The following is a 15,435-nucleotide window of genomic DNA, read 5'->3' on the forward strand; positions in this document are numbered from 1 at the left end:
GAGGGGGAACGTGCGAGGGCCGGGCGGCTCCCAGTGCGGATGGGAACCGCCCGGCCGGCCGGTCCCGTCGTCAGGTGACGGGACCACGAACGCGGAGCCTCGGACGCAACCGCTCACCCGCGGAGCGCCCGGCGGGGGCTATTCGAGAAGCTCCGCGTACGAGCCCATGGCCAGGGCGATGTCCGCCTGGGCCCAGAACCGGTGGTACGTGAACGACGGCACGGCCCCGCCCGCGAGATAACTCTCGATCTTCGACCACGCGGGGTCGTCCTCGTAGAAGGACCGGATCGAGTCGAACGTCGACGACGAGTTGATCGCGTCACCGTTCGGCATCGTGCCCGTCCAGCCGCTCGGGACGTACACCGGGTCGTCGAACCGGTTGTAGTCGGCCCGGTTCTCCGGGACGGCGATCCCGAGTGCGTCCTGGTGGTTGTCCCACATGCCGTCCAGCAGCTTCTTCGCGGCCGCCGCGGCCTCGGTGTCACCCGAGCGGTCGGCGTAGTACGTCAGCGTCTTGGCGTACGCCGCCGCCACACCGACGTCGTTGGTGTAGTCCACGACGCTCACGTGCAGCCCGCTGTTGGAGCCGGGGCTCGACGCGTTCCAGGTGTCGGGCTGGCCCGACCACTGCAGCGTCGACGGGATGCGGAACGTGCCGTCCGGGTTGAACGTGGTCTCGGACAGCGCCCAGTCGACCCACTTGTCGAGGACCGTCCTGGCCTGCGCGTTGCCCGTCTGCTGGTACAGCTCGGCGACCCGCTCCATGGACCACGCCTGGAAGCCGAACCACTGGTTGGACGGCGGGTCGTGGTACACCGGCTTCTCGTCGTAGTACAAGCCGTGGAACGTCGACTTGCCGGCGGGCGGGGTCGCGTAGCGGCCCGCCCAGCTGTTGGTCGCGCCGCCCGCGATGGCGCCCTCGTCCGACTGCAGCCAGCGGTAGAACTCCAGCTGCCGGGCCATGGACTTGGCCCAGTCGGCCGCGCCCGTCGCCGACTTCGGCTTCAGCGGCGCGTAGTTGGCGAGCGCGTACGCGGCCAGCGGGTTCTGGTAGCCGCCGTGGGCGTGGCTGGAGCCGATGCGCCAGGCCCAGCCGGCGCTGGTGTCGGTGGCGCCGCCCCAGGCGTAGTACCAGGACATCAGGTAGAAGGAGGCGTCCTTGCCGGTGCCCGCCGGGCAGGTGGAGGGACCGACGCAGTTGCCGGCCTTCTTGAAGTACTTGTCGAACATGGAGTAGCGCAGGTAGTCGCCCATCTTGGCCGCCTTGGCGACCGTCGCGGAGACCTGCCCGCCCTTGCCCTGCTCCTTCGCCCACAGGTCCGCCCAGTAGGCCGCCTGCACGGCCCGCGCGTCGGCGTCCGGCGCGTTGGTGAACTTCCACTGCTTCGCGTAGGAGGCGTCACCGGTGAACAGGTCGAGATAGCCGTTCTTGCCGCCGTACTTGAAGGCGTCGCAGGTCGGCTGCGGCACCGTCTCCCACACCGACTCCTGCGCGCCGCGCTGGAAGGTGTTGATGTACGACGGGCCGGTGTCCGACGGCCCCGCCTCGCACTTGCCGGGGGCGTTGCCGTAGCCGTAGACGTTGTCCACGTCCTGCAGCCAGTGCATGCCGTAGACGTCGTCCGTGCCGTAAGCGCTCTTCAGCTCGGCCGCGATCGGGTCCGGGCCGACCGAGACGCCGGAGTCCAGCTTGGCCGGGTACTCGTTCGGGGTGTCCAGCTCGGGCGCGTAGGTCGCCGGCTTCGACGGGTTGTAGAAGGAGTTGGTCGGCTGGTCGGCCTTGGTGGGGATCATGTACTTCTCCATGAGCTCCCACGCGCCGTTGAACTTCGACCAGTCGCCCGTCACCTTGCCGTACATGGCCTGGAGCCACAGCAGGTAGCTGTACGCCTCCGAGGTGGTCTCGTGGCCGTGGTCCGGCGCCTCGACGATCAGCGTCTCGACCGAGTGGTACGGGATGCCCTCGGGGGAGAAGTAGCCGTTCGCCGGGTTGGTGATCTTCCCGTACAGGTCCAGGAAGCGGGCCTCGTACGTCTTCGTCGCGGCCAGCTGCGTCACCGTGACCGCGGCCTTGGCGTGCCCCGCGGCCGTCGACTCGAACACGGCCGACCCGGAGCCCGAGTCCGCCGCGGTGACGGTCACCTTCTGCGCGGTGTTCCAGTTCTGCGGCGTGAAGGTGAGCGAGGCACCGGAGGAGACCGACAGGTTCGTGTTGCCGCTCGCGCGGGCCGAGGTCACCGTCACGTTCGCGGTGGGCTGCTTGGACAGCTTCACCTCGTACGTGCCCGACTTGCCCGACTGCATGCCCAGTTGGAGCGGCGAGGCGACGACGGCCGGGCCGGAGGCGACGGTGATGCCGACCGGCGTGGAGCCGGCCGAGGCACCCATGCTGTCGTACGCCTTCGCGACCAGGGAGTGGCTGCCCACGGCCAGGCCGGACGCCGAGAGCGTCCAGGGCGCACTGGTGTCCGTGCCGAGCAGCGTGGTGTCGTCGTAGAACTCGACCTTGCTGATCGTGGCGTTGTCCGCCGCGGCGGCCGTGGCGGCCAGCGGGACGGCCTCGCCCTGGCTGTAGACGGCACCGGCGGCCGGGCTGGTGAGCACCGTGATCGGGGGCTGGTGCGCGCCGGTGCAGGGGGTGCCGTTGACCGAGAAGGACGCCGGCGCGGTGTTGGTGCCGCTGTAGGCGAACTGGGCGCCGGTGGAGACGGACGCGCCCGCCGCGACACGGGCGTTGTGCGCGGCGTTCCGCACGGTGATGTTCTGCCCGGACTGCGACCAGCTGCCGTTCCAGCCGTTGCCCAGCCTCTGGTTGCCCGAGTAGGCGTAGGTCAGCGTCCAGCCGTCGATGACGTCCGTGCCGCGGTTGGTGAGGGTCAGGTCCACCGTGAAACCTGAACCCCAGTCGTTCGTCTTGTAGTCGACGCTGCACTGGAGCGGCGCCGCCTGGGCGGGCGTCGACCCCGAGGAGAGCATCGTCAGCGGAAGGGCGAGAGCGGCGAGAGCGGCGGTCCACAGGCGCCGCACGGCTCCGCGTCTGCGGGGTGGGGGATGCATGGTGCTGGTTCCTCCTTGCGGCTCGGAGTCAAGGCTTGAACCAGTGGGAGCGCTCCCATAGTGAAGACCCGTCAGGTACCGGTCAAGACGTTCGAAGAGTCGAAAAGATTCGACGCCGCGGGAAGCGGGAAAGTCGGCAACTCCCCTGTTCTTCACCGGCACTTGGCGCTACCTTCCTTGGCACCAGTGGGAGCGATTCCATCAGTCGACGCGTCCGTCACGGCGGGCCCGGCCTGCAAGGAGTCGCTCATGCGACACCTCTCGCGTTCAGTACTTTTAGCCGCCGCCCGTGCGGACGTCCCCTGCTGCGCGCGTGCCGGTACCGGGTTCCTCGTGTCCGTGCCGGAGCGCGTCCCCAACGGCTGACACCCCCAGCGAAAGGGACACCCGCACTCATGAGCCGTACCAGAACAGCGTTACTGGCCGCCCTGGCCCTGGTCGCCGGCGCGACCGGCACCGCGTTCGCCGTCGACCCCGGCGGCCTCGGCACCGCCGCCGTCCCCTGCACGGTCGACTACAAGATCCAGAACCAGTGGAGCACCGGCTTCACCGCCGCCGTGACCCTCACCAACAACAGCGCCGCCAAGTCCTCCTGGTCGCTGAAGTGGTCCTACGCCGGCAACCAGAAGGTCACCAGCGGCTGGAACGCCAGGATCAGCCAGAGCGGCACCGACGTCACCGCGGCCAACGAGAGCTACAACGCCCAGCTGGCGACCGGAGCCTCGGTCAGCTTCGGCTTCCAGGGCAGCTACAGCGGCAGCAACGCGATCCCGGCCACCTTCACCCTCGACGGCGTGACCTGCAACGTCGACGACGGCGGCTCCGGCGGTCCCACCGACCCGCCGGACCCGGGCGGCCCCGCCAACCGCGTCGACAACCCCTACGCGGGCGCCAAGGTGTACGTGAACCCGGAGTGGTCGGCGAACGCCGCGGCCGAGCCGGGCGGCAGCCGCGTCGCCAACCAGCCCACCGGTGTCTGGCTGGACCGGATCGCCGCGATCAACGGCGCCGGCGGCAAGATGGGCCTGCGCGACCACCTCGACGAGGCCCTGCGCCAGAAGGGCTCCGGCGAGCTCGTCGTCCAGTTCGTCATCTACAACCTGCCCGGCCGGGACTGCTCCGCCCTGGCCTCCAACGGCGAGCTGAAGGCCGACGAGATCGGCCGCTACAAGAGCGAGTACATCGACCCGATCAAGGCGATCCTCGCCGACTCGAAGTACGCCTCGCTGCGGATCGTCACCACGGTCGAGATCGACTCCCTGCCCAACCTCGTCACCAACACCGGCAGCCGCCCCACGGCCGTCCCGCAGTGCGACGTGATGAAGGCCAACGGCAACTACGTCAAGGGCGTCGGCTACGCGCTGAACAAGCTCGGCGACGTGCCGAACGTCTACAACTACGTCGACGCCGGCCACCATGGCTGGATCGGCTGGGACGACAACTTCGCCCCCTCCGCCGCCCTGTTCAAGGAGGCGGCGACCGCCGAGGGCGCGACCGTCAACGACGTCCACGGCTTCATCACCAACACGGCCAACTACAGTGCCCTGAAGGAGAACAACTTCTCCATCACCGACAACGTCGCGGGCAAGTCCGTGCGCGAGTCGAAGTGGGTCGACTGGAACCGCTACACCGACGAACTCTCCTTCGCCCAGGCCTTCCGCAACCAGCTGGTCTCGATCGGCTTCCCGTCCGGCATCGGCATGCTGATCGACACCTCCCGCAACGGATGGGGCGGCACCGCCCGGCCCGCCGGCCCCGGTCCGCAGACCTCCGTGGACGCCTATGTCGACGGCGGCCGCTACGACCGCCGCATCCACCCCGGCAACTGGTGCAACCAGGCCGGAGCCGGCCTCGGCGAGCGCCCGCAGGCCAACCCCGCCGCCGGGATCGACGCGTACGTGTGGATGAAGCCCCCGGGCGAGTCCGACGGGTCGAGCAAGGCCATCGACAACGACGAGGGCAAGGGTTTCGACCGCATGTGCGACCCGACCTACACGGGCAACCCGCGCAACAACAACAACATGTCCGGTGCCCTGCCGGACGCGCCGATCTCCGGACGCTGGTTCTCCGCCCAGTTCCGGCAGCTGATGCAGAACGCCTACCCGCCGCTGTCGTGAGCGGCTGACACCCCGTCCCCACGGGTCCGCCGGGGCTTGTGAGCCCCGGCGGATCGGGGCGCGGACATCTTGCGGGAGCGGCAACAACGGTGGCCTTTCGCGGTGCGTCGGCGCACCCTGACCGCATCCGAGCGAGAGGCTGACCACCATGGCGCACGACCACCACGACGACGCACACCGGCAGGGGCACTCCCACGGCCACACCGACATCGACTGGGCCGCGATGGGCCCGGTGCTGGAGTCCTCGGCGGAACTGTTCGCGTCCCTGTACGAGCGGGCCCTGGGGTGGCTGGCGCGTGAGGTGACCGAGCCGGGACTGATCGTCGACGCGGGCAGCGGGCCGGGCGTGGTGGCGTGCCTGTTCGCCGAGACGTTCCCGGGCGCGCGGATCGTCGCGGTGGACGGGGCCGAGCCGCTGCTGGAACGGGCCCGGGCACGGGCCGAGCGGCAGGGGGTCGCCGACCGCTTCGGCACGATCACCGGTGAACTGCCCGACGCCCTCGACGAGCTGGACTACCCGGCCGACCTGCTCTGGGCCGGCCGCAGCCTGCACCACCTCGGCGACCAGCGGGCCGCGCTCGCCGCGTTCGCGCGGCGGCTCGCACCCGGCGGCACCCTGGCCCTCATGGAGGGCGGGCTGCCCCCGCGGTACCTGCCGCGCGACATCGGCATCGGCCGGCCCGGCCTCCAGGCGCGGATCGACGCGGTGGAGGCGGAGTGGTTCACCCGGATGCGCCACGACCTTCCCGGCCATGTCGCGGAGACGGAGGACTGGCCCGCGCTGCTGGCCGCCGCGGGCCTGAAGCCGGCCCGGTCGCACACCTTCCTGCTGGACCTGCCCGCACCCGCCTCGGACCGGGCGCGCGCCTATGTGATCGCCTCGCTGACGCACATGCGGGACAGACTCACGCAGGCCCTCGACGCCGAGGACAACGCCACCCTCGACCGTCTCCTCGACCCCGACGACGAGGCGGGTCTGCGGCGCCGCCCGGACGTGTTCGTCCTGGAGGCGCACACCGTGCACACGGCGGTCCGGGCGGTCTGATCGCGGGCCCTTGACTTCGAGAGCGCTTCAACTGATGGACTCCCCGGCATCGCTCGTCCGACCGCATCCCAGGGGGAAACCATGTCCGAGTCCCAGGTCGCGCTCATCACCGGCGGCGGCAGCGGCATCGGTGCCGCCGTCGCCCGGCGGCTGCTGGACGCCGGGTACCGCGTCACCGTCACCGGGCGCGGAGAGGAACGGCTGCGCGCCTTCGCCGAGGAGCTCGGGAAGCCCGGCGAACTGCTGACGATCGCCGGGGACACCGCCGAGTACGCGGACGTCCGCGCGGCGGTCGGCACGACCCTCGAGAGGTTCGGCCGGCTGGACACGGTCGTCGCCAACGCCGGCTTCGCCACCCACGACACGGTCGCCGAGGGCGACCCGGCCGGCTGGAGGGACATGGTGCTGACCAACGTCCTCGGACCGGCCCTGCTGATCAGGGCGTCCATCGACGCCCTGAAGGAGACACGCGGCCGGATCGTGCTGGTCGGCAGCGTCGCCGGGTTCGTGCACACGCCGGGCAACATCTACGGCGCGACGAAGTGGGCGGTGACCGGGCTCGCCGAGAACACCCGGCGGCAGGTCACCGAGTGGGGCGTGGGCGTGACCCTGATCGCACCCGGCCGCACCGAGACGCCCTTCTGGGACTCCTACGGCAGCCTCCCGCCCGGCCATCTGCTCACCGCCGGCCAGATCGCGGACTCGGTCGTCTGGGCGATGCGGCAGCCGGCCGGGGTCGACGTCAACACGGTGGTCGTACGGCCGGTCGGGCAGCCGGTCTAGCGGGCCGGGGGACAGGCCCGGGAACGGCGGCGCCCCGGCCCGGGCCGAATGGGCCGCGGGACCGGGGCGCCGGTGCGGTTCAGGGCGCCGGTGCGGTTCAGGCGTCGTTGAACTCCGCCGGGTGCGGGCCCAGACGGCGGTCCTCGTTCAGGGCGCTGATCGCCGCGAGGTCCTCGGCGTCCAGGCTGAAGTCGAAGACCTCGATGTTCTCCTTGATCCGCGAGGGCGTCACGGACTTCGGGATCACCACGTTGCCCAGCTGGATGTGCCAGCGCAGCACGACCTGCGCGGGCGTGCGGTCGTGCTTGCGGGCGATGGCCACGATCGCCGGGACCTCCAGCAGGCCCCTGCCCTGGCCGAGCGGCGACCAGGCCTCCGTGGCGATGCCCTGCTCCGCGTGGTACTCACGGGCGTCGTGCTGCTGCAGGTGGGGGTGCAGCTCGATCTGGTTCACCGCGGGGACGACCGACGTCTCGCCGATCAGCTTCTCCAGGTGCTCCGGGAGGAAGTTCGAGACACCGATGGCCTTGATCCGGCCGTCGGCGTGCAGCTTCTCGAACGCCTTGTAGGTGTCGATGTACAGACCCCGCTCCGGCGTCGGCCAGTGGATCAGGTACAGGTCGACGTAGTCCAGGCCGAGCTTGTCCAGCGACGTGTCGAAGGCGCGCAGTGTGGAGTCGTACCCCTGGTCGGCGTTCCAGAGCTTCGTGGTGACGAAGAGCTCCTCGCGGGGGACGCCCGAGGCGGCGATGGCCTTGCCGGTGCCCTCCTCGTTGCCGTAGATCGCCGCTGTGTCGATGCTGCGGTACCCGGCCTCCAGCGCCGTCGCGACGGCCGCCTCGGCCTCGTCGTCCGGCACCTGCCAGACGCCGAAGCCCAGCTGGGGCATCTCGACGCCGTTGTTCAGGATGATCGGGGGGACCTTGCTCACGAGCTCTCGATCCTTCGGTATGTGGTCAGTGGAACTCCCATCGTCAACGATCACGAGCCGTGATGCATTCCTGACGGGAGAATTCAGAACCGACGCATGCCCGGAAGGAGCGGACGTCACGCCCGGTAGAGCGCCTCGACCTCGTTCTCGTACGCCTTTTCGATCGCCTTGCGCTTGAGCTTCAGCGACGGGGTCAGCAGCCCGTGCTCCTCGGTGAACGGCTGGGCCAGGATGCGGAAGGTGCGGATCGACTCGGCCTGCGAGACCAGCGTGTTGGCGGCGACCACCGCGCGCCGCACCTCCGTCTCCAGGTCCGCGTCGCGCACCAGCTCCGCCGGGGACATCTGCGGCTTGTTCCGCATGGTCAGCCAGTGCTCCACCGCCTCCTGGTCCAGGGTCACCAGGGCGGCGATGTACGGGCGGTCGTTGCCGACGACGATGCACTGGTTGACCAGCGGGTGGTCCCGGACCCGTTCCTCCAGCACACCGGGGGAGACGCTCTTGCCGCCGGAGGTGACCAGGATCTCCTTCTTGCGGCCGGTGATGGTGAGGTAGCCGTCCTCGTCGAGGGAGCCGAGGTCGCCGGTGGCGAGCCAGCCGTCGTGCAGGGACTCGTCGGTGGCCTTGGGGTTGTTGAGGTACCCCTGGAAGACGTTGTGCCCGCGCAGCCAGATCTCGCCGTCGTCCGCGATGTGCACGGTCATGCCCGGGATGGGCTGCCCCACCGTGCCGAACCGGGTGCGACCCGGCGGGTTGGCGGTGGCCGCGGCGGTGGACTCGGTCAGGCCGTAGCCCTCGTAGATGTGCACGCCCGCACCGGCGAAGAACAGGCCCAGCCGCCGGTCCATCGCCGAGCCGCCGGACATGGCGTGCTTGATGCGGCCGCCCATGGCGGCGCGGATCTTGGAGTAGACGAGCTTGTCGAACAGCTGGTGCTGCATGCGCAGGCCCGCCGAGGGTCCGGGTCCGGTGCCCCAGGCCCGGGCCTCCACCGCGTCTGCGTACTTGATGGCGACGTCCACGGCCTTCTCGAACGCGCCGGAGCGCCCCTCCTTCTCGGCCTTGCGGCGGGCCGCGTTGAACACCTTCTCGAAGATGTACGGCACCGCGAGGAAGAAGGTCGGCTTGAACGCGGCCAGGTCCGGCAGCAGGGCCGCGGCGTTCAGCTGCGGCTGGTGGCCGAACTTCACCTTGCCCCGGATGCCGGCGACCTGGACCATCCGCCCGAAGACGTGGGCGAGCGGCAGGAACAGCAGGGTCGCCGCCTCGTCTCCCTTCCTGGAGTGGAAGACCGGCTCCCAGCGCTCGATGACCGTGTCCGCCTCGTACATGAAGTTGCCGTGCGAGATGACGCAGCCCTTCGGGCGGCCGGTGGTGCCCGAGGTGTAGATGATCGTGGCGACCGAGTCGGGGGTGACGGCCTGCCGGTGGCGGTGCACCACCTCGTCGTCGAGGTGCGCGCCGGCGTCGTACAGCTCGTGCACGGCGCCGGAGTCCAGCTGCCACAGGCGGCGCAGCTGCGGCAGCCGGTCGATGACGGTGGCGATCGTCATGGCGTGGTCCTCGTGCTCCACGACCGCGGCCGTCACCTCGGCGTCGTACAGCATCCAGAAGCACTGCTCGGCCGAGGAGGTCGGGTAGACCGGCACGACCTGGGCGCCGATCGTCCACAGCGCGTAGTCGAACAGCGTCCACTCGTAGCGCGTGCGGGACATGATCGCGACCCGGTCGCCGAACCGGATGCCGCTCGCCAGCAGCCCCTTGGCCAGGGCGAGGACCTCGTCACGGAACTCGGCGCTGGTGACGTCCCGCCACTGCCCGGACTCGTCCTTGCGGCCGAGCGCGAGGTGCAGCGGGTCCTCCTGGGCATGCTGGAAGACCACGTCGGCCAGACCGCCCACCGGAGGTGCCAACGCCAACGGAGGGTTCGAAAACTCGCGCAAACCCCGCTCCCCGCTCCTCAGCGCTTTTGTTGAGTGACGCTCCGCACAGCGCCGTGAAAGCTACCCCAAGCAACCAATGTGCGGGAGGGGGGCCGAAGGTGAGCAGCGCTCTCGTCCTCGCTGGTCAGCGAGGGAAAATGCGCTCACATGGGGAAGGGTCGGACAGAATCCTGACGGTTGAGTAAGTTTCGGTGGCGTAATCTCCACCGAATCTGTACGACTCCAGCGACAGGGTGCCGGGCACCGTCACGGCGTCTCCTCCTGTCAGCGCGGCGGCGGCGGATTCTGTCACTCCGGCTCGTCACAGGCCCTTGCGCGCGGTGCGGTGCAGCCGGTCCCCGCCGGACAGCAGCGCCGCGGCCAGGGCGTCGGCGGCGCCCTGGGCGGAGGGCCGGCGGCGGCCGTGCACCACCACGAAGTCGACCTGCCCCAGCTCGGGCAGCCCCGCCCGGTCCGGCACCCGCACCAGGCCCGGCGGAATCAGACCGCGGGAGTGGGCCATCACGCCGAGACCCGCCCGGGCCGCCGCGACGAGGCCGTTGAGGCTGCCGCTCGTGCACACGACGCGCCACTCGCGGCCCTGCCGCTCCAGCGCCTCCAGGGCGAGCGCGCGGGTGATGCCCGGCGGCGGATAGACGATCAGCGGCACCGGGCGGTCCGGGTCCAGGCGGAGGCGCTCGGCGCCGATCCACACCAGCCGGTCGTGCCGGACCAGCTCGCCGCGCGGGTCCTCGGGCCGCCGCTTGGCGAGGACGAGGTCGAGCTTCCCGGCGGCCAGCTGTTCGTGCAGGGTCCCCGACAGCTCCACCGTGAGCTCCAGGTCGACCTCCGGGTGCTCGTGCCGGAAGCCCTCCAGGATCTCCGGCAGCCGGGTCAGCACGAAGTCCTCCGAGGCGCCGAAGCGCAGCCGGCCGCGCAGCCGGGTGCCGGTGAAGAACGCCGCCGCCTGCTCGTGCACCTCCAGGATGCGGCGCGCGAAGCCGAGCATCGCCTCGCCGTCCTCGGTCAGCTCCACCGAGTGGGTGTCCCGGCTGAACAGCGTCCGCCCGGTGGCGTCCTCCAGCCGCCGCACGTGCTGGCTCACCGTCGACTGCCGCAGCCCGAGCCGCCGTGCGGCCTGCGTGAAGCTCAGGGTCTGCGCCACCGACAGGAAGGTCCGCAGATGCGAGGGGTCGTACACGCGGCCGAGCCTATCGCGGAACGTGATGACAGTCAGAGCGGTGTACGGGATTCCCGATCGCCGCCCGGGGGGGCAGGATGGAAGGGGGCCGTCCCGGCCCTCGCGGGACCCGCGCGTCCCGTCGGTACCGAGTGAGTGGAGCCTCGTGAAACGCCTGCGCCGGCCGCGCCGGATGCCGATCGACCCGTACATCATCCTCCTGCTGGCGACGGTGGGGCTCGCCGCGCTGTTCCCGGCGCGGGGGGTGGCCGCCGACGTGGCCTCCGGAGCCTCCACGGCGGCGATCGCCCTGCTGTTCTTCCTGTACGGGGCGCGGCTGTCCACCCGCGAGGCGCTGGACGGACTGCGCCACTGGCGGCTCCACGTCACGGTGCTGGCCTGCACCTTCGTCGTCTTCCCGCTGCTCGGCCTGGCGGCCCGCGGCCTGGTGCCGGTGATCCTGACGGACCCGCTCTACCAGGGCCTGCTCTTCCTCACGCTCGTCCCGTCGACCGTGCAGTCGTCGATCGCCTTCACCTCGATGGCCCGGGGCAACGTGCCCGCCGCGATCTGCGCGGGCTCCTTCTCGTCCCTCGTCGGCATCCTCGCCACCCCGCTGCTCGCGGCTTCCCTGCTCGGCGGCAGCGGCGGCGGCTTCTCCGCCGACTCGCTGCTGAGGATCGTGCTGCAACTGCTCGTGCCGTTCCTCGCCGGGCAGTTGCTGCGCCGCTGGATCGGCGGTTTCGTCACGCGCCACAAGAAGGTCCTCGGCCTGGTGGACCGCGGCTCGATCCTGCTCGTCGTCTACACCGCGTTCAGCCAGGGCATGGTCCAGGGCATCTGGCACCGGGTCAGCCCCGTCCGGCTGGGCGGGCTGCTGGCCGTCGAGGCCGTGATCCTCGCCGTGATGCTGCTGCTGACCTGGTACGGCGGGAAGGCCCTGGGCTTCGGCCGGGAGGACCGGATCACGCTGCAGTTCGCCGGCTCGAAGAAGTCCCTGGCGGCCGGACTGCCCATGGCGAGCGTCCTGTTCGGCGCGCACGCCTCGCTGGCCGTGCTGCCGCTGATGCTCTTCCACCAGATGCAGCTGATGGTCTGCGCGGTGATCGCCAAACGCCGCTCGCACGACCCCGGCGCGAGCGCGATCAGCGCGCCGGAGCCAGCCGGAGCGTCACGAACCGCGGTCGGTACAGGGACACGTTCCGGCTGAGCCGGTCGGCGGCGCTCGCCGTCTCCAGCCAGTTGACGTCGTAGCTCAGCACGAGCCGTCCGTCTCCGCCGAGCACCGGGTGCGCCTGCGGGTTGTAGGCGGCGACCTGGCCCGCCGGCAGCGACGGGCTGAACTTCTTCACCGGGCCGTGCCACGGGCCCCGCGGGGAGCACGCCCAGTACGCGGCCACGGTGGTCAGGCCCCTGGTGCCCGTGGCCATCGTGAACAGCACATAGGTCCCCTCGTCCCGGACCACCGAGAACGCGCTGCCCACGCCCCGCCGCCGCCCGTCCCCGAGCACCGGCCGGGGGCGGGCGCCGGCCGTCCAGTGCGAGCCGTCCCAGTACTGCCAGGCGGCCGGTTCGGCGAGCCTGCCCGCCGGCACCCGGGCCGCGTAGGCGTGCGAGGCAGGGCGGGAGGCGGCCTGTCCGTCGTCGCCGCCGAAGACGTACGTCCAGCCGTCCTCCTCGACCAGGGTGGTGCCGAACAGCACACGCCGGGACGGGTCGGGGACCAGCTGCTGGTCCAGCACCCTGACGACCGACTCCGGGCGCAGGTCGGGCAGGGAGAGGGTGGCGACCTCGGTCGCGGTGGGCACGCCGTAGATCCACGGGGCGGAGCCGGCCGTGCGGACCCACAGCAGGACGCGCAGGACCTGCTCGTCGGCGCCGGGGGAGCGGGGTTCGACGCGGGCCGCGACCGGCCAGCGCCACTGGTTCGGCGCCGGGTCGGCGAAGAGCGGGGCGGGCAGCGTGGCTTCGAGCCGGCCGTCGCGCATCAGCACGGCCGAGTTGCGCACCAGCGGCGCGGTGGTGTCCCGCCACGCGTAGGACTCGCCGTGCGGGTTGGGCGGGCCGTGCACCCGGCCCAGGTAGGTGTCCGAGAACAGCCACAGCACGCGGCCGTCGGGCAGCCGTACCGAGTGGGTGCCGTCGCCGCCGGTCCAGTCGTCGGTGCGGGAGGCGTCGTCGCCGTAGCGGGCGAACTCGGCGGTGAGACCCTCGTCCGCCTGCCAGGAGCGGACGGTACGCGCCCGGCAGGCACCGCCGTCGGGCCCCGGGTCCTCGTCGTCCGGCCGGGCGATGAGCAGCGCGGCCCCGAGAACCAGGACCAGCAGCAGGCCGATCCCGGTTCCCGTGCGCTGTCGTGCTCGTGCTGCGGATGCGTCGTCGGGCACGCCCCGTGACGTTAGTTGCTGCCGCTCACCTGGTCCATGGGCAGCCACGCCACCGTGCCCCGTGCCGCCGCGCCCGAGGCGCCGGAGGCCAGCTCGCGGTCGGACAGGGCCCGGTTCCACACGCGGACGTCGTCGACCGCCCCGGTGAGGTACGCCCTGCTGTCCATGCGCTGCCCGATGTGCACGCCGAAGGGGGAGTTGCGGCTGACCGAGCCCGCCACGTCCGCGGTGCTCAGCGCCTCGCCGTCCAGGAACAACGTCAGCTGCCCGCCGCCGCGGCGCAGCGCCAGATGGTGCCAGCGGCCGTCGTTGCGCGCGCCGGTGCTCCACACCGAGGCCGTCCTGACGGTCGCGGCGTCCGAGCGGGTGGTGATCAGCGCCCGGACCCGGTCGCTCGCCGGCTCGCCGCGCAGCCAGACCTGAGGCTGGGTGCTGCCGATGCCGCCCATCCACAGGAAGGGCTGCTCGCCGGTCGTGGCGGTGTAGCGGACGAACAGGGACACCGTGAAGTCCCCCTCGCCGAGCGGCAGTCCGGCGCGGTACGGCAGGCGGACGGCGTCGTCCGTGCCGTCGAAGGACATCGCGCTGCCCCGCACACCGGCCGTCCGCGCGGCGCCGCCGAGGACGGCCGCCGGCCTGGCGCCCGCCGCCGCGTCCCGGGTGGTCGGGTCGGCGCCCCTGCGCGGCTTGAGCCAGTCCTCGGTGAAGCGGGCGAAGCGGATCTCGTCCCGGGCGTCGGCCGCGCCGCCCTCGTAGAGCAGGCCCACGGTCGAGCCGTCGACCGCCGCCATGTCGGAGTAGCCCGACCAGTCGGTGGTGACGACCGTGCCCCGGTCCACGCTCTCCCAGGTGCGCCCGCCGTCGTAGGAGGAGCGGACCATCATCGTGCGGCGGCGGTCGGGATCGGCCGGGGCCGACAGCAGCATGCGGTCGCCCAGGCGCAGCGTCGCACCCTGCACCTGAGGGGTGTAGAGGTCCGGCAGGGCACGGAAGGGCGTGGCGAAGCTGTCGCCGCCGTCCGTGCTGAACGTCTGGGCGCGGTGGCCGAGGTCCGTGCCGTCCTGTTCGCGGCCGCTGACCAGGAGGGCGCCGTCGGCGCGTTCGGTGAGCGTCACCTCGGACGGCTTCTGCCGGAAGGTGCTGTCCTCTCCTATGGGCCAGGAGTCGGTGGCACCGACCCGCCAGTGGTCGCCGCCGTCGTCGCTGACGATGAGCGCCGCGTGGTTGGCGGAGACCCGGCTGCCGTTCCACGTCTCGGTGTTGACGCCGAACACCAGCCGCCCGGCGTGCTCGCCCCGGGTCAGCTGGATGCCGTGCACGGGGCCGGTGGCGTACCAGGAGTTCCAGTCGCCGGGCAGGATCTCGTCGCTCAGGTCGCGCGGCCGCGACCAGGTCCGCCCGTCGTCGTCGCTGTACTGCAGGTGCGGGGTGCGGTCGCAGGGGATTCGGCAGTTCCCGGCGTCCGTACGGCCGGTGTTGTACGTCTCGGCCAGCAGGACGCGGCCGGTACGGCGGTCCACCAGCGGCGCCGGGTTGCCGTGCGTGTCGCCGGCGCCCTCGTTGACGACCTGGAGCGGGCCCCAGGTGCGGCCGCCGTCGGTGGAGCGCTTGAGGACGATGTCGATGTCGGCGGCGTCACCGCAGTTGAGGACGCGGCCCTCGGCGAACGCGAGCAGCGTGCCGCTGGTGGTGCGCACGATCGCCGGGATCCGGAAGCAGGCGTACCCGGGGTCCTGGGAAGCCTTGAAGAGGACCTGCTGCTCGAACTCCGGTGACGCCGTGGCCGGTTCGGCCTCGGCCGGTGCGGTGGGCGCGAGCAGCGCCGTGGCGGCGAGAGCGGCTGTCAGGGTGGATCTCAGACGGGTGCGAAGACTTGACGGCATGGTGCGACCTGCCCTTCATGCGTCTGTCGGCTGGACCACCGGAGCAGGGGAGAGACATCCGGTCATCCGGACATCCCACGTCCCATGTGTGGGGCCACAGACGGTACTTGGCTTCTCAGACCCCCCACAA

At 71.4% G+C, this 15,435-nt stretch carries 10 protein-coding genes; 4 read left to right on the forward strand and 6 right to left on the reverse strand.

Annotation, left to right across the window (positions count from 1 at the left end):
* Window positions 1–138: 138 nt before the first annotated feature.
* Window positions 139–3,057, reverse strand: coding sequence for a glycoside hydrolase family 48 protein (locus tag CHR28_RS12360; RefSeq protein ID WP_094053626.1), 2,919 nt, complete (start codon window positions 3,055–3,057; stop codon window positions 139–141).
* A 395-nt stretch (window positions 3,058–3,452) separates the two neighbouring features.
* Here CHR28_RS12360 and CHR28_RS12365 point away from each other — a divergent pair, with 395 nt between their 5' ends.
* The 3 genes from CHR28_RS12365 (at window position 3,453) to CHR28_RS12375 (ending at window position 7,002) form a co-directional block, all read left to right on the forward strand.
* The gene (locus CHR28_RS12365; protein WP_094053627.1) at window positions 3,453–5,174 is read left to right on the forward strand and encodes a glycoside hydrolase family 6 protein; all 1,722 of its coding nucleotides are present in this window, start codon (window positions 3,453–3,455) and stop codon (window positions 5,172–5,174) included.
* 148 nt (window positions 5,175–5,322) lie between these two features.
* Window positions 5,323–6,219 (forward strand): class I SAM-dependent methyltransferase, encoded by an 897-nt coding sequence (locus tag CHR28_RS12370; RefSeq protein WP_094053628.1) that lies wholly within the window; start codon window positions 5,323–5,325, stop codon window positions 6,217–6,219.
* Window positions 6,220–6,300: 81 nt separating this feature from the next.
* Window positions 6,301–7,002, forward strand: a complete 702-nt coding sequence (locus CHR28_RS12375) for an SDR family oxidoreductase (RefSeq protein ID WP_094053629.1) — start codon at window positions 6,301–6,303, stop codon at window positions 7,000–7,002.
* Window positions 7,003–7,099: 97 nt separating this feature from the next.
* Here the strand turns inward: CHR28_RS12375 and CHR28_RS12380 are convergent, their stop codons facing one another.
* The 3 genes from CHR28_RS12380 to CHR28_RS12390 all read right to left on the reverse strand — a co-directional run bounded on the left by CHR28_RS12380 (window position 7,100) and on the right by CHR28_RS12390 (window position 11,056).
* Window positions 7,100–7,891: an aldo/keto reductase gene (locus tag CHR28_RS12380; RefSeq protein ID WP_094053792.1), complete on the reverse strand. Its 792-nt coding sequence runs from the start codon at window positions 7,889–7,891 to the stop codon at window positions 7,100–7,102.
* A gap of 158 nt (window positions 7,892–8,049) precedes the next feature.
* Window positions 8,050–9,876: an AMP-dependent synthetase/ligase gene (locus CHR28_RS12385; protein WP_094053630.1), complete on the reverse strand. Its 1,827-nt coding sequence runs from the start codon at window positions 9,874–9,876 to the stop codon at window positions 8,050–8,052.
* A gap of 301 nt (window positions 9,877–10,177) precedes the next feature.
* Window positions 10,178–11,056, reverse strand: coding sequence for a LysR substrate-binding domain-containing protein (locus CHR28_RS12390; protein WP_094053631.1), 879 nt, complete (start codon window positions 11,054–11,056; stop codon window positions 10,178–10,180).
* 172 nt (window positions 11,057–11,228) lie between these two features.
* On the opposite strand from CHR28_RS12390, the gene CHR28_RS12395 reads away from it, so the two are divergent.
* A complete protein-coding gene (locus CHR28_RS12395; protein ID WP_179272418.1) occupies window positions 11,229–12,245 on the forward strand; it encodes a bile acid:sodium symporter family protein in 1,017 nt (338 codons plus the stop codon).
* Here the strand turns inward: CHR28_RS12395 and CHR28_RS12400 are convergent.
* Complete coding sequence (locus tag CHR28_RS12400) at window positions 12,181–13,422, reverse strand: DUF4185 domain-containing protein (RefSeq protein WP_094053633.1); 1,242 nt, start codon at window positions 13,420–13,422, stop codon at window positions 12,181–12,183. The two genes, CHR28_RS12395 and CHR28_RS12400, sit on opposite strands and share 65 nt — an antisense overlap.
* An 11-nt stretch (window positions 13,423–13,433) precedes the next feature.
* Window positions 13,434–15,305: a sialidase family protein gene (locus tag CHR28_RS12405; RefSeq protein ID WP_094053634.1), complete on the reverse strand. Its 1,872-nt coding sequence runs from the start codon at window positions 15,303–15,305 to the stop codon at window positions 13,434–13,436.
* Window positions 15,306–15,435: the final 130 nt, after the last annotated feature.

This window comes from Streptomyces sp. XY006 (genome assembly GCF_002237655.1).
Taxonomy (GTDB): Bacteria; Actinomycetota; Actinomycetes; order Streptomycetales; family Streptomycetaceae; genus Streptomyces; species Streptomyces levis.